This is a genomic window from Xanthomonas arboricola pv. juglandis (assembly GCF_905367715.1).
GTDB classification, from domain to species: domain Bacteria; phylum Pseudomonadota; class Gammaproteobacteria; order Xanthomonadales; family Xanthomonadaceae; genus Xanthomonas; species Xanthomonas arboricola.
In genome coordinates this window covers 2887719-2902074 of the sequence record NZ_HG999362.1, presented here as the reverse complement: position 1 = coordinate 2902074, position 14356 = coordinate 2887719, and the positions used below count along the sequence as shown (strand labels likewise).

Sequence of the window (14356 nt, the reverse complement as noted above, 5' to 3'; positions counted from 1 at the left end):
CCGGCGCATGCGCCGGTCTTGGTATGTCACGAAAGGTGTCGCACGGCTTACGCCGACAACTCCAACAACAACTTGTTCAACCGCTTCACATAGCCGGCCGGGTCCTTGAGGCTGTCGCCCGCCGCGAGCGCGGCCTGGTCGAACAGCACCCGGCTCAGATCGCCGAAGCGATCCATGTCGGCTTCCGCATCCAGCTTTTCGATCAGCGGATGGGCCGGGTTGAATTCGAACACCGGCTTGGACTCCGGCACGGCCTGGCCGCTGGCTTCCAGCAGCTGACGCATCTGCAGGCCCAGGTCGCCCTGGCCGATGGCCAGGATTGCCGGGGAATCGGTCAGGCGGTGCGAGACGCGCACTTCGGCCACGTCGTCGCCCAGGGCGTCCTTGATGCGCGAGGCCAGGCCTTCCTTGGATTTGGCGACTTCTTCCTGCGCCTTCTTGTCTTCTTCCGAATCCAGCTTGCCCAGGTCCAGGTCGCCGCGTGCCACATCCACGAACGATTTGCCGTCGAACTCGGTGAGGTAGCTCATCAGCCATTCGTCGATGCGGTCGGTGAGCAGCAGCACTTCGATGCCTTTCTTGCGGAAGACTTCCAGGTGCGGGCTGTCCTTGATCTGCGCGTAGCTCTCGCCGGTGAGGTAGTACAGCTTGTCCTGGCCCTCGGCCAGACGACTCACGTAATCGGCCAGGCCCACGCTCTGCGCGCCGGTGGTGTCATACGTGGAGGAGAAGCGCAGCAGGCCGGCGATCTTTTCGCGGTTGGCATAATCCTCAGCCGGGCCTTCCTTCAGCGCCTGGCCGAAGTTGCGCCAGAACGTTGCATAGTCGTCCGGCTTGTCCTTGGCCAGTTTCTCCAGCATGTCCAGCGAGCGCTTGGTCAGCGCCGACTTCATCGAGTCGACCACCGGGCCGGACTGCAGGATCTCGCGCGAGACATTGAGCGACAGGTCGGACGAATCCACCACGCCCTTGATGAAACGCAGGTACAGCGGCAGGAACTGCTCGGCCTGGTCCATGATGAAAACGCGCTGCACGTACAGCTTCAGGCCCTTGGCCGAATCGCGGTGATACAGGTCGAACGGGGCGCGGCCGGGCACGAACAGCAGCGAGGTGTATTCCAGCTTGCCTTCGACCTTGTTGTGGCTCCACGCCAGCGGGTTGCCGGCATCGTGCGCGACGTGCTTGTAGAACTCCTGATATTCCTCGTCCTTGATCTCGGACTTGGGCCGCGTCCACAGCGCGCTGGCGCGGTTGACCGCTTCCCACTCCGGCTCGGCGGGCGCGTCGGCCTGTTCGCCGTGGTGCTCCTTGCGCATCTCGATCGGCAGGCCGATGTGGTCGGAGTATTTCTTGAGGATGCCACGCAGGGTCCAGCCGTCGGCAAAGCTGTCTTCGCCGTCCTTCAGGTGCAGCACGATGCGGGTGCCGCGCTCGGGCTTGTCGACGCTGGCGACCTCGAACTCGCCTTCGCCACGCGAAGACCAGTGCACGCCCTCGTTGGCGGGCAGGCCGGCGCGACGCGAGTACACGTCGACCTGGTCGGCGACGATGAAGGCGCTGTAGAAGCCCACGCCGAACTGGCCGATCAGGTTGGCGTCCTTCTTCTGGTCGCCGCTGAGGTGCTTGAGGAAGTCGGCAGTGCCGGACTTGGCGATGGTGCCCAGATGCGAGACCGCATCCTCGCGGCTCATGCCGATGCCGTTGTCGTCGATGGTGACGGTGCGCGCGTCCTTGTCGTAGTCCACGCGGATGCGCAGCTCGCCGCCGCCTTCCAGCAGCTCCGGCTTCACCAGTGCCTCGAAACGCAGCTTGTCGGCGGCGTCAGCGGCATTGGAGACCAGCTCGCGCAGGAAGATTTCCTTGTTCGAGTACAACGAGTGGATCATCAGCTGCAGCAGCTGCTTGACCTCGGTCTGGAAGCCAAGCGTCTGCTTGTCGGTATCAACGGTCATTGGGGTCGTGCTCCATGGTGGCCCAGGCCGCAACGCGGCCGATGGCCTGGGGGATGAGGCCGTGTGGGGATTTTTCAAGGCGGGCGTGCGCCAGATCGTCTGCGTCCATGGCGATCGAGGAGGGCGGTTGCGGCGATCGCGGCGGTATCATGACCGGCCAACCCGTCTGCCTTGAGCCATGTCGCCATTTGCGCTGCCGCCGTCCTGCACCCGTTCGTTCGCACCCGGCGCGTGGCGATGAGCCGCCCGGCACGGCCGGCGCCACGCGGCGCGGAAGGCCAGGTGCGCATCGTCGGCGGGCGCTGGCGCAATACCAAGCTGGCGGTGCCGGACCTGCCCGGCCTGCGCCCGAGCAGTGACCGCGTCCGCGAGACGGTGTTCAACTGGCTGATGCCGCGCCTGCCCGGCGCGCGCGTGCTGGACCTGTTCGCCGGGTCGGGCGCGCTGGGCCTGGAGGCGGTGTCGCGCGGCGCCGCGCACGCGACCCTGATCGAACGCGACCCTGGCCTGGTGCAGCGCTTGCGCGCGCATGTGACCAAGCTGGGCGCGGCCGATCAGGTGCAGGTGCTGCAGGAGGATGCGCTGCGCTGGCTGGAGCGTGCGCCGGTGGCGCAGGCCAGCATCGCCTTCGTCGACCCGCCGTTTGCCGCCGGGCTGTGGCCCAGCGTGCTGGAACGCCTGCCCGCGCATCTGAGCGCCGATGCCTGGCTGTACCTGGAAGGCCCGGCCGAGGTCCCGCCGCAGGTGCCGGCCGGCTGGCATCTGCACCGCGAAGGCGCCACCCAGCAGGTGCGCTATGCGCTGTACCGCCGGGCCGCTGCTACACTGAACGGCGATCCGACCCCGGTAGTTTCCGTATGAGCGTGGCCAATAGCCGCACCGCCGTCTATCCCGGTACCTTCGACCCGATCACCAACGGGCATATCGATCTGGTGAACCGCGCCGCGCCGTTGTTCGAGCGCGTGGTGGTCGGTGTGGCCTACAGCCCCTCCAAGGGCCCGGCCTTGCCGCTGGAGCGCCGCGTGGAGCTGGCCCAGGAAGCATTGGCCGCGCACGCCAATGTGGAAGTGCGCGGCTTCGACACGCTGCTGGCCCACTTCGTGCGCGACATGGGCGCCGGGGTGCTGTTGCGCGGCCTGCGCGCGGTATCCGACTTCGAATACGAATTCCAGATGGCCAGCATGAACCGCCATCTGATCCCGGAGGTGGAGACGCTGTTCCTCACCCCGGCCGAGCAGTACAGCTTCATCTCGTCCTCGCTGGTGCGCGAAATCGCGCGGCTGGGCGGGGACGTGTCCGGTTTCGTTCCGGCTTCGGTCGTCGAAGCCTTGCGGCAGGTGCGCGAGTCCCGCGCGCAGGCCTGATTCTCTAGCAGTCACATCACCACATGCTTTTCAAAGGGAGGAGTTTCATGAAACACACAATGCGCGCGCTGGTGCTCGCTTCGGTCGCTGCTCTGGCCGTCACCGCCTGCAAGAAGGAAGAGCCGGCACCGACCGCCGCCGCCGCTCCGGCCGCGCTGACCGCGCCGGCCAAGGACGACAACGCCGGCTGGAAGAAGTACCTGCAGGAAGTGGTCGGCCAGAACCTGGGCACCACCACCAACAGCCCGTTCCTGTATTACTTGCCGCCGGAGTCCGATGCCGAGTTCGCCGGCAGCTACGAGCGTCAGCTGGAAAGCGTCAAGACCGCACTCGCGCGCGGCGTGCAGCCGGGCAACATGCTGGCCTTCGGGTCGTCTGCCTCGACCAAGATGGCCGACCTGATCGACGCCGCGTTCAAGGACGTGCCGGCCGATTCGATGAAGGGCGTGCGCGTGCTGTTCATCGGCAATGCGGCCGAGAATGCGCGGGTGCAGGGCATCGTCCAGCCCAAGGGCGTGGAATACACCTTCGTTGAAGCCAAGTAATGCCGTACCAGGCCGGAGGCGCGGGAGGGCGCGTCCGGCCGCCGTGCGGGATCGCAGCATGCTGCTGATCCCGCATGCCGTCGGCGCCGGTCCGCTCGGACCGGTTGCCGGCCACACGCATGGCGTTGTCCGTGCATCGCGCTACGCCCCGTGCATCCGCTTCCGGCAGTACGTTGCGTTCCAGCGCCTGGCGTTGCATCGCGCCGCGCCGCATCGCATGGTGGTGCCGATATGTCGCTGAAAATCAACGAGCTCTGCGTCAACTGCGATGTCTGCGAGCCGGCGTGCCCGAACCAGGCCATCTCGATGGGCGAAACCATCTACGTGATCGACCCGGCACGTTGCACCGAGTGCGTGGGCCATTTTGACGAAGCGCAATGCGTGGTGGTGTGCCCGGTCGAATGCATCGACCCGGATCCGGCGATACCGGAAACCCACGATCAACTGCTCGCCAAGCTCATGCAGCTGCAGCGCGACCACCCCGAACTGTACGAACAGGAGCCTCCCGCCCCGTGAGCATCTTTTACCGACGTTTCTCTTCGCGCGGCCTGTTGCTGCTGGCCCTGGTGCTGGCACCGCCGGCCTGGGCTGCCGATGGCGCCAAGCCTGCAGCAGCCACGACCTCGCCGGTGGCGGGGCACCCGCCCGGTGCGGCGATTGCCAGCGGTCATGCACTGGCCACCGACGCTGGCCTGCAGATCCTGCGCGAGGGCGGTAATGCGTTCGATGCGGCGATTGCGGTGTCGTCCACGCTGGCGGTGGTCGAGCCGATCAGCTCGGGGCTGGGTGGCGGCGGCTTCTTCCTGCTGCACGATTCCAAGACCGGCAAGGACGTGATGCTGGATGCGCGCGAGACCGCGCCCGAGTCGGCCAGCGAGGCGCAGTTCCTGGACAAACAGGGCGCGCTGGACCGCGACCGCTCGGTCAACGGCCCTTGGTCGGCCGGTATTCCCGGGCTGCCTGCAGCGCTGGTGGAACTGGCCACCAAGCACGGCCGGCTGCCGTTGAAGCAGTCGCTGGCGCCGTCGATCCGCATCGCCAGCGAAGGCTTCCCGGTGTACGCGCGCATGGCCAAGGGCTATGCCTCGCGGCGCGAGGTGATGGAGCGTTACCCCGGGACGCGTGAGGTGTATCTGCGCGGCGGCAAGCCGATTGCCGAAGGCGACATCTTCAAGCAGCCCGAGCTGGCGCATACCCTGCAGCTGCTCGGCGACAAGGGCTTCGATGGCTTCTACAAGGGCGAAACCGCCAAGAAGCTGCTGGCCGGCGTCAAGCAGGCCGGCGGGCAGTGGAAGGCCGCCGAGCTGTCCGGGTATCGGGTCAAGCAGCGCACGCCGATCCAGTTCGATTACCGCGGCTGGAAGATCACCACCGCGCCGCCACCATCCTCCGGCGGGATCGCACTCGCCGCCATGCTGCAGATCCTGGAAGGCTGGGAACTGGACAAGCTCGACGATGCGCACCGCACCCATCTGGTGGTGGAAGCAATGCGCCGCGCCTACCGCGACCGCACCTTCTTCCTGGGCGACCCGGACTTTGTCGCCGTGCCGCAGCGCGTGCTGACCAGCAAGGATTACGCACAAGGCCTGCGTGCCACGATCAACCCGGACAAGGCCACCCCCAGCGATCTGCTGTCGGGCAACCCGACCCCGCTGGAAGACGACGAGACCACGCACTTTTCCATCATCGACGGCGAAGGCAACCGCGTCGGCGCCACCCAGACCGTCAACCTGCTATACGGCTCGGGCCTGATCCCCAAGGGCACCGGCGTGCTGCTCAACGACGAGATGGACGACTTCGCGCTCAAGCCGGGCACGCCCAACGCCTTCGGCGTGATGGGCTACGCGGCCAACGCACCCAAGCCGGGCAAGCGCATGCTCAGCTCGATGACGCCGACCTTCATGGAATCGGCCGACAAGGTCGCGGTGATCGGCACCCCGGGTGGCAGCCGCATCATCACCATGGTGCTGCTCGGCATCCTGGGCTACGACGCCGGCCTGGACGCGCAGCAGGTCAGCGCCTTGCCGCGCTATCACCACCAGTGGCTGCCGGACGTGATCGAGGCCGAGAGCAATGCGTTCTCGCCGCAGACCGCCACGGCGCTGCAGGCGATGGGCCACGCGCTCAAGCTGCCGGGCGATACCGCCGAGGGCGGTCGCGGTTCCAGCCACGTCTGGGGCAACCTGCAGACGGTGGAATGGGACAAGCGCAGCAACGTGCTCACCGGCGGGAGCGACCCGCGCAACCCGGTGGGCAAGGCGCAGGTGCAGCTGGATGCGGCGGCGCGCTGATCGCTGATTGATCGAGATATGCCTGTCCTCGTAGGCGAGGGCAGGCGTGGCCGGATGGCAGCGGGTGTTGCCGATTGCATCTGCCGTGCCATGGCATGGCCTGCGCGATGACCGATTGGCCGCAGGTGCTCGCCACCATCGATGCAGGCACGCGACCGCAGCGATGCATTTCCACGCGGTTGGCTATGCCTGGATTGGACTTGTCGCCCTGCGCCAATGCAGCGACCATCGCGGCATGAACATTTTCCAGACTCTGCTCACCGGCATGGTGATCGCATCGCCCATCGCCGCCTGCGCGGCCGACACCACCGGCAACCAGACCGTAGCGGCAACGGGCGCTGCCGTCCACGTCAATCAGCTCGGCTATCTGCCCGGCTCTGCCAAGCTTGCAGTGCTCGGATTGCCGCAAGGCGCGGCGCCCACCGCGGACCGTTTCACGGTTGAGGATGCGCAGGGCCGCCAGGTACTGGAGGGCAGGCTGCAGGCCGCCGCGCTGTGGACGCCGGCCGGGCAGCAGGCGCGGGTGGCGGATTTTTCCAGCCTGCGCGCGCCGGGCACCTACCGGTTGAAGATCGACGGGCAGCCGGCGTCCGATCCGTTCCCGATCGCGGCCAGCGCGTATCGGCCCGTACTCGACGCATCGCTCAAGGCGTTCTATTTCAATCGCGCCAGCACCGCGCTGCCGGCGCAGTTCGCCGGGCCGTATGCGCGTGCGGCCGGGCATCCGGATACGCAGGTGCGCATCCATCCTTCGGCGGCCTCGGCCACGCGCCCGGCCGACAGCGTGATCAGTGCGCCCAAGGGCTGGTACGACGCCGGCGACTACAACAAGTACATCGTCAATTCCGGCATCAGCACCTACACCTTGCTGGCCGCCTATGAGCAGTACCCGGCGCTGTTCAAGGCGCAGGCCCTGACCATCCCCGACGACGCGCCCGGCGTGCCCGGCATCCTGCAGGAGACCTGGTGGAATCTGGAATGGATGCTGGCCATGCAGGACCCGGCCGATGGCGGCGTGTACCACAAGCTCACCGAGAAGCAGTTCGATGGGTTGGTGATGCCGGACCAGGCTAAACAGCAACGCTACGTGGTGATGAAGGCCACCGCGGCTACGCTGGATTTCGCTGCGGTGATGGCGGCAGCCAGCCGCGTCTATGCGCCGTTCGACAAGCAGTACCCGGGCGCATCGGCGCGCATGTTGAACGCCGCGCGCAGTGCCTGGGCGTGGGCGCAGCAACACCCGGATGTGATCTATCGCCAGCCCGATGACGTGCGCACCGGCGGCTATGACGATGCGCAGGTAGACGACGAATTCGCCTGGGCTGCGGCCGAGCTGTACGTGAGCACGCGCGAGGACGGCTTCTACGACGCAATGATTGCGCGCAACGTACCGGCGAGCGTGCCGGGCTGGAGCAACGTCGGCGGCCTGGCCTGGATGTCGCTGGCCGAACATCGCGACACGCTCACCCCGCATGCCGATCGCGCACGCATTACGCGTGAGATCAGCGGCCTGGCACAGCGTCTTGCCGATGAGTGGCAGGCCTCGCCCTGGCGTCTGGCGATGACCGACACCGACTTCGTGTGGGGCAGCAATGCGGTGGTGCTCAACCGCGCGATGATGTTGATGCAGGGCTATCGGCTGACCCGGCAGCGGCCGTATCTGGATGCCGCGCAGTCGCAGCTGGATTACATCCTGGGGCGCAATCCGTTGGGCTTGTCGTTCGTCACCGGCGTCGGGCTGCGCAGCCCGATGCATATCCACCATCGCCCCTCCGAGGCCGACGGCATCGACGCACCTGTGCCGGGCTGGCTGGCCGGCGGTCCGCAACCGGGCCAGCAGGACGCCAAGGACTGCAAGGTGGCGTATCCCTCCAGGCTGCCGGCACTGTCGTACCTGGACAACACCTGCAGTTATGCCAGCAACGAGGTGGCCATCAACTGGAATGCGCCGCTGGTGTATGTGAGTGCGGCGATCCAGGCGTCGACGCGCTGAGGCGGGCGTTTTTCAATGCGACGCCCGATGCCGCCGCTGTTCCTTCTCCCACCGGGAGAAGGTGGCGCGCAGCGCCGGATGAGGGTGCGCCTCAGGGGGAGCTACCAATGCCGGCAACGACAAACGCGTCGCCACGCGCCGTCAGAAGTGAATCACCGACTGCTTCGCTCGACGGACCTTCACCCCAATCCCCACTGCGCGCCCCCGGCCCGCGCTTGCGGCGCGGGCGCTTGAAGGCACGCGCGCCAATGGCGCGCAAGCGGTGTCTTTTCGCCCCGCAGGCAGAGGGGCTTCAAGCCACCGCAGCTCACTCCACCCGCGTTCCGAAGATCCGGTCGCCTGCATCGCCCAGGCCGGGCAGGATGTAGCCCTTGTCGTTGAGGTGGTCGTCGATCGCGGCGGTGTAGACCTCCACGTCCGGATGCACGGCTTCCAGTGCCTTGAGGCCTTCCGGTGCGGCGACCAGGAAGATGCCCTTGATCCGCCGCGCGCCGGCGCGCTTGAGCATGTCGATGGTGGCGATCAGCGTGCCGCCGGTGGCCAGCATCGGGTCCAGGATCAGTGCATCGCGCTCTTCCAGGCGGCCGGTGAGGCGTTCGAAGTAGGGCACCGGCTGCAAGGTTTCTTCGTCGCGCTGCAGGCCGACCACGCTCACGCGCGCGGCCGGGATCAGCGCCAGTACGCCGGGCAGCATGCCCAACCCGGCGCGCAGGATCGGTACCAGGGTGATTTTTGCGCCGGCAATCCGCTGCACGGTCACCGGGCCGGCCCAGCCGGGTTGCACGTGCGATTCGGTGTCCAGATTGGCGGTGGCCTCGTAGGCCAGCAGGGTGCCCAGCTCGGTGACCAGTTCGCGGAAGCCCTTGGTGCTCAAGGCGGCATCGCGCAGCAGACCGATCTTGTGCTGGACGAGGGGGTGACGCACTTCGACGATTTTCATGGGCAGCGACAGGCGGGAGAGACCCACAGTGTGCCGCAGCCAGCGGCAGCGTCGCCACACATTGCGCGTGATCGCGCTTGCATATGTCATGTCAGTGAAACGTCGTAGACATAGTGTGCCCACCCATTCTTAACCGATTGGGGAAGCACCCGTGTTGAACAAGACTCCGCTGTGCCTGGCGATCACGCTGACGTTGGCGGCGGCCGCGTGGAGCCCGCTTGCGCAGGCGGCCGAGGGTGCGGCAGCTGCAACCGGTGCGTCCGGCGCGGCGGCCATCGATCTGGAGCGCCTGGAAGTGCGCCCGCAGGTGGAATCGCAGGTGCGCGCAGTCGATCTCAAGCGTGGCTCCGATGCGATCCAGGATGCCGTGGCCTCCGATGCGATGGGCCGCTACCCCGACAAGAATGTTGCAGAATCCTTGCAGCGCCTGCCCGGCGTCAGCGTCACCCGCGATCAGGGCGAAGGCCGCTTCGTGGTGATCCGCGGCCTGGATTCGGCGCTCAACAGCGTCACCATCGACGGCATGACCATGGGCACGCCGGAAGACGGCACGCGCTCGGCACCGCTGGACGTGATTCCGTCCGACTCGACCGAACGCCTGAAGGTGGTCAAGTCGCCGACCCCGGACATGCCGGGCGATTCCATCGGCGGTGCGATCCAGGTCGAGTCCACCTCCGCGTTCGATCGCGATGGCCGCACGCTACGCGGCTCGATCGAAGGCAGCCACCAGTCGCTGTCGGGCAAGACCAGCCCCAAGGGCGCGTTCAACTACAGCGATATCTTCGACGGCACCTTCGGCGTCGCAGTGGGTGTGAACTACCAGGACCGCGAATTCGAATCCGACAATACCGAGGTGGCCTACGACAGCTTCGACGGCGGTGCGGCCGACGATCTGTTCGCCGGCGAGGTGCAGCGTCGCAAGTACTTCATCGAGCGCACCCGCATGGGCGCCAACCTCAATCTGGACTGGCGCCCGGACGCGGACAACCGCTATTACCTGCGCACGCTGTACAGCCGCTTCGACGATGCCGAAACGCGCCAGCGCACCATCTTCGGCCTGGCCGATGGGCAGGTCAGCGCCAATGGCGACGGCACCTACGAGGTGGCCGACCTGCCGGCCGATTCCATCTCCAAGCGCGTGCGCTATCGCACCAAGAAGGAAGACACCATGGCCTTGAGCGTGGGCGGTGAAAACCGTCTGAGCGCGGCCACGGTGGATTACAAGCTGGGCTACACCAAGACCACCGAGCGCGTGAACGACGAGATGGAGGCGCGCTTCAACTATGACGGCGACGATCTGTCGGCCACGGTCGACCAGAACAGCGGCATTCCGCGCCTGGGCTTTTCCGACAACGGCTGGCAGAGCAATGACGATTTCGTGTTCGACCGCTTCGTGCTTGCGCCCAAGCGGGTGGACGACAGCGAGCGCAGCGCGCAGATCAACGTGCGCTTCGACGGCGAGCATTCCAGCCTGAAGATGGGGGTACTCGGCCGCTGGCGCGAGCGCGATGTCAATGTGGACGAAAGCGAGCTGCGTCGCGGGCCGGCGATCGATCTGAGCGACTGGACCACCGCCGCGCCGGAACACCGCGGCGGCACCCTGGGCGAAAGCATCGGCTCGGACGGCATGCGCCGTTACTGGAACACCTCCGGCAATCTGTACAGCGCACGCCCGCAGGATGTCGGCGGCAATCTGCAGACCTCGCTGCAGGACGACTACAAGGCCACCGAAGATGTGTTCGCCACCTATGTGATGGGCACCTGGGACATCGGCGCGCTGCGCGCGATTGCCGGTGTACGTGTGGAAAACACCCAGTTCGACGCCACCGGCAACCAGGTCGACGTGGCCGAGAACGGCCGCACCGCCACGGTGACGCCGCGCGAAGCGTCCAGCAGCTACACCAACGTGCTGCCTGGCCTGCATCTGCGCTACGACACCGGCAACGACTGGGTGCTGCGGTTTGCCGCCAACAAGACCTTGTCGCGGCCTGCGTTCGGCGATGTCTCCCCGCGCGTGAGCATCAATCGCGGCGACAACGAGGTGAACGTCGGCAACCCCGATCTCGATCCGTATCGCTCCACCAACCTGGACCTGTCGTTCGAAAAATACATCGGCAGCACCGGCCTGATCTCGCTGGGCGTGTTCAACAAGTCGATCGACGACTACATCGTGCAGACCATCAGCACCAACGATGCCGAGTTCCCCGACCTGCAGGTCACGCGCTCGATCAACGGCGACACCGCCAAGGTGCGCGGCGCCGAATTCAACTGGCAGCAGGCGCTGGACTTCCTGCCCGAAGGCTGGAACGGCCTGCTGGTCGGCGCCAGCGCCACCGTGCTGGACAGCGACTTCGATCCCGGCCTGAGCGATCGCGCCGGCGAGGACTTCACCTTGCCGCGCTCGTCCAAGCGCATCTACAGCGGCCACCTGGGCTACGAAAAATACGGCTTCAGTGCGCGGGTTGCGGCGGTGTACCGCAGCGAGTACCTGGACACCATCGGCGAAAGCCGCGCCTACGATATCTATGTCGCCCCGCATACCCAGCTGGATTTCAGCATGAACTACCAATTCAACAGCCACGTCAGCCTGTATCTGGAAGCGCAGAACCTGCTGGACGAACCGCTGGAGCTGTACCAGGGCGTGCCCTCGCGCACGCTGCAGAACGAAGAATACGGCCGCACCTATGCGCTCGGCCTGAAGGTGGCACTGTGATCGCAACACGCACGCGGCTGCATACCACGCTGCTCGCCAGCGCGCTGGCGCTGACCGCCTGCGCCAGCGCACCGATCGATCGCGAAGCCGACGAAGCATTGCTGAAAGACCCCTTGCTCAGCGAGGCCAAGGTGGCGCACCAGGTGGTGCCGGAGGCCTTCATCACCGCGCTGACCCCGGCCGACAATCTGGATTCGCCGGCCAGCTGGAGTGCGCCCGATGGCAGCCGCTGGTTGATCGCCACCGCCAAGGCCACGCATGCGCTGGTGGTGTTCGATGGCGATAGCGGCAAGCGCCTGCGCGTGGTCGGCGGCAAGGGCAAGGCGCTGGGCAAGCTGGATCGCCCGAACGGGATTTCGGTGGTCGACGATCTGGTGTTCGTGGTCGAGCGCGACAACCGCCGCGTGCAGGTGTTCTCGTTGCCCGACTTCAAGCCGTTGACCAGCTTCGGCCAGGACGAATTGCGCGAACCCTACGGCCTGTGGGTGCGCAAGCACGACGGCGGCTACGAGGTGGTGGTCAGCGACAACTACATGTCGCCGGCCAACAAGGATGTGCCGCCGCCGGTGGCCGAACTCGGTCAACGCTTTCGTCGCTATCAATTGAGCGCTGCGGGGCAGGGCTGGCAGGCGCGCTTGACCCAGAGCTTCGGCGATACCAGCGACGCGGGCGCGATCCGGATCGCCGAGTCGGTGTTCGGCGATGAAGCGCATGCGCGCCTGATGATTGCCGAAGAAGATGTCGCCGTGGGTACGCAGTTGCGCGAATACGGCACGGACGGACGCTACCGCGGCCGCAATGTCGGCAGCGGCCTGTTCAAGGCGCAGGCCGAAGGCATGACGCTGTTTGCGTGCAAGGACGGCAGCGGCTACTGGATCGCCACCGATCAGTTCAAGGACCGCAGCGTGTTCCAGGTATTCGATCGCCAGAGCCTGGCGCATGTCGGTGCCTTCGCTGGCCGGGTGACCGCCAATACCGACGGCGTGTGGCTGGATCAACGCGGCGATGCGCGCTTTCCGGGCGGGGTGTTCTACGCACTGCACGACGACCAGGCGGTGGCGGCATTCGACTGGCGCGATATCGCGCGCACGCTGCGCCTGAAAGAGTGCGCGCCATGAGCGCGGCACGTGCGGCGCTGTCTGCAGCGCTGTTGCTGGTGGCGATGGCGGGCGGTCGATCGCTCGCCGCCGAGAAAGCCCAAACCGCCGAACCCAACACCCAGGTGCCGGCGGGCTCCACCCAATATGTTGCCGATGGCTTCCCGGACCGCATCGTCGCCACGCCCGCGCAGGCGGCGGCGACCGGTTTCGCGGTGGCCTGGCGTACCGATGCCAGCGTCGACCAGCCGTGGCTGGAACTGGTGGTTGCCGGCGACTCGCCCGACGTGGGTACGCCGCGCCGTATCCGTGCCAGCACCGCCACGCTGGCCAGCGAAAACGGCAGCTCGCACCACCACCGCGCCGATATCGACGGGCTGAAGCCGGACACGCTGTACGCCTACCGCGTGCAGGGCAACCGTACCTGGGGCGCGTGGAATCATTTCCGCACCGCCGCCAGCCCCGACACGCCGCTGACGCTGCTGTACTTCGGCGACACCCAGAACAAGAACCTCAGCCTGGTCTCGCGGGTGATCCGCCAGGCCTGGCGCTCGGCACCGGACGCCAGGCTGGCCCTGTTCGCCGGCGATCTGGTCAGCGGCAAGGACGGCCAGGACGACAACGAATGGGCCGAATGGTTCGAAGCCGGGCGCTGGTTGCTGGAAGGCACCGCAGTGGCGCCGGCGCCGGGCAATCACGAATATCACGAGGAGGGCGAAGATACCCCGCAGGCCACGCGCACGCTCGGCAACCACTGGCCGGTGACCTTCGCCCTGCCGCGCAACGGGCCGTCGGCCACGGCGCGCACCAGCTACTGGTTCGACTATCAGGGCGTGCGCATCGCCGTGCTGGACGGCACCTCGGTGCTGGATCTGGGCACCGGCCCGGCACAGGCGCAGTGGCTGGACAAGGTACTGGCCGACAACCCGCACCCGTGGTCGATCGTGCTGATCCACCAGCCGTTCTTTTCCCCGCGCGCCGATCGCGAGAACCAGAAGCTGGTCGAGCAGGTGTTGCCGGTGATCCGCCGCCACAAGGTCGATCTGGTGCTGCAGGGCCACGACCACACCTACGGCCGGCGCGGCGATGACGCAGGGCAGGCGACGCCGGTGTTTGTGGTCTCGGTGGCCGGGCCCAAGCAGTACCGGCTCTCGGACATGGCGCGCAAGACCATGCGTCCGGTCGGCGAAGACACCCAGCTCTATCAAGTGCTTCGCATCGACAACCAGAAGTTGCGTTACGAGTCGCGCACCGCCACCGGACGTCTCTACGATGCGTTCGAGCTGGAGCGCGGCAGCGATGGCGGCAAGCGGTTGGTGGAGCAGGAAGCCGGGCGCATCGCACCGCGCGATTGCCCGCGCAGCGCAACCCTGAAGGGACGCGCGGACCGGTGCTGGGAGTGAAGTGAGACGACAGCAGCGTGGCGAGGCCAGCCGTGCGGGATGAGGAGGCTGTGAGCGA

At 66.7% G+C, this 14356-nt stretch carries 12 protein-coding genes; 10 read left to right on the top strand and 2 right to left on the bottom strand.

Translation table 11 applies throughout. From position 1 onward, the window contains the following. Positions 1–47 precede the first annotated feature (47 nt). Positions 48–1952: a molecular chaperone HtpG gene (gene htpG / locus KHN93_RS12605; protein WP_211920262.1), complete on the bottom strand. Its 1905-nt coding sequence runs from the start codon at positions 1950–1952 to the stop codon at positions 48–50. 171 nt (positions 1953–2123) lie between these two features. Between htpG and rsmD the strand changes: the two genes are divergently transcribed. The 7 genes from rsmD to KHN93_RS12570 all read left to right on the top strand — a co-directional run bounded on the left by rsmD (position 2124) and on the right by KHN93_RS12570 (position 8145). Continuing rightward, a complete protein-coding gene (gene rsmD, locus KHN93_RS12600; protein WP_211920261.1) occupies positions 2124–2813 on the top strand; it encodes a 16S rRNA (guanine(966)-N(2))-methyltransferase RsmD in 690 nt (229 codons plus the stop codon). Beyond that, a complete protein-coding gene (gene coaD, locus KHN93_RS12595) occupies positions 2810–3316 on the top strand; it encodes a pantetheine-phosphate adenylyltransferase (protein WP_016903280.1) in 507 nt (168 codons plus the stop codon). Before rsmD ends, coaD begins: the two co-directional genes overlap by 4 nt. A 47-nt stretch (positions 3317–3363) precedes the next feature. Beyond that, positions 3364–3861, top strand: coding sequence for a hypothetical protein (locus KHN93_RS12590; RefSeq protein ID WP_039516474.1), 498 nt, complete (start codon positions 3364–3366; stop codon positions 3859–3861). A 58-nt stretch (positions 3862–3919) separates the two neighbouring features. Continuing rightward, entirely contained in the window at positions 3920–4102 is a 183-nt protein-coding gene (locus tag KHN93_RS12585) for a hypothetical protein (RefSeq protein WP_102584908.1), read from the top strand. Then, on the top strand, positions 4093–4377 hold the full coding sequence (locus KHN93_RS12580; RefSeq protein ID WP_003489796.1) for a YfhL family 4Fe-4S dicluster ferredoxin: 285 nt from the start codon (positions 4093–4095) through the stop codon (positions 4375–4377). The genes KHN93_RS12585 and KHN93_RS12580 overlap by 10 nt, the downstream gene beginning before the upstream one ends. After that, complete coding sequence (gene ggt / locus KHN93_RS12575; protein ID WP_211920259.1) at positions 4374–6152, top strand: gamma-glutamyltransferase; 1779 nt, start codon at positions 4374–4376, stop codon at positions 6150–6152. The genes KHN93_RS12580 and ggt overlap by 4 nt, the downstream gene beginning before the upstream one ends. Before the next feature lie 235 nt (positions 6153–6387). After that, positions 6388–8145, top strand: a complete 1758-nt coding sequence (locus KHN93_RS12570; protein WP_211920256.1) for a glycoside hydrolase family 9 protein — start codon at positions 6388–6390, stop codon at positions 8143–8145. Between the two features lie 307 nt (positions 8146–8452). Here the strand turns inward: KHN93_RS12570 and upp are convergent, their stop codons facing one another. Then, a complete protein-coding gene (gene upp, locus KHN93_RS12565) occupies positions 8453–9085 on the bottom strand; it encodes a uracil phosphoribosyltransferase (RefSeq protein ID WP_024940024.1) in 633 nt (210 codons plus the stop codon). Between the two features lie 151 nt (positions 9086–9236). On the opposite strand from upp, the gene KHN93_RS12560 reads away from it, so the two are divergent. From KHN93_RS12560 to KHN93_RS12550, 3 genes are read left to right on the top strand one after another with little or no spacing between them, the layout of a single operon-like run. Beyond that, entirely contained in the window at positions 9237–11798 is a 2562-nt protein-coding gene (locus KHN93_RS12560; protein WP_167705519.1) for a TonB-dependent receptor, read from the top strand. Next, entirely contained in the window at positions 11795–12916 is a 1122-nt protein-coding gene (locus KHN93_RS12555; protein WP_181141814.1) for a phytase, read from the top strand. The genes KHN93_RS12560 and KHN93_RS12555 overlap by 4 nt, the downstream gene beginning before the upstream one ends. Next, the gene (locus KHN93_RS12550) at positions 12913–14298 is read left to right on the top strand and encodes a purple acid phosphatase family protein (RefSeq protein WP_104559522.1); all 1386 of its coding nucleotides are present in this window, start codon (positions 12913–12915) and stop codon (positions 14296–14298) included. Before KHN93_RS12555 ends, KHN93_RS12550 begins: the two co-directional genes overlap by 4 nt. Positions 14299–14356: the final 58 nt, after the last annotated feature.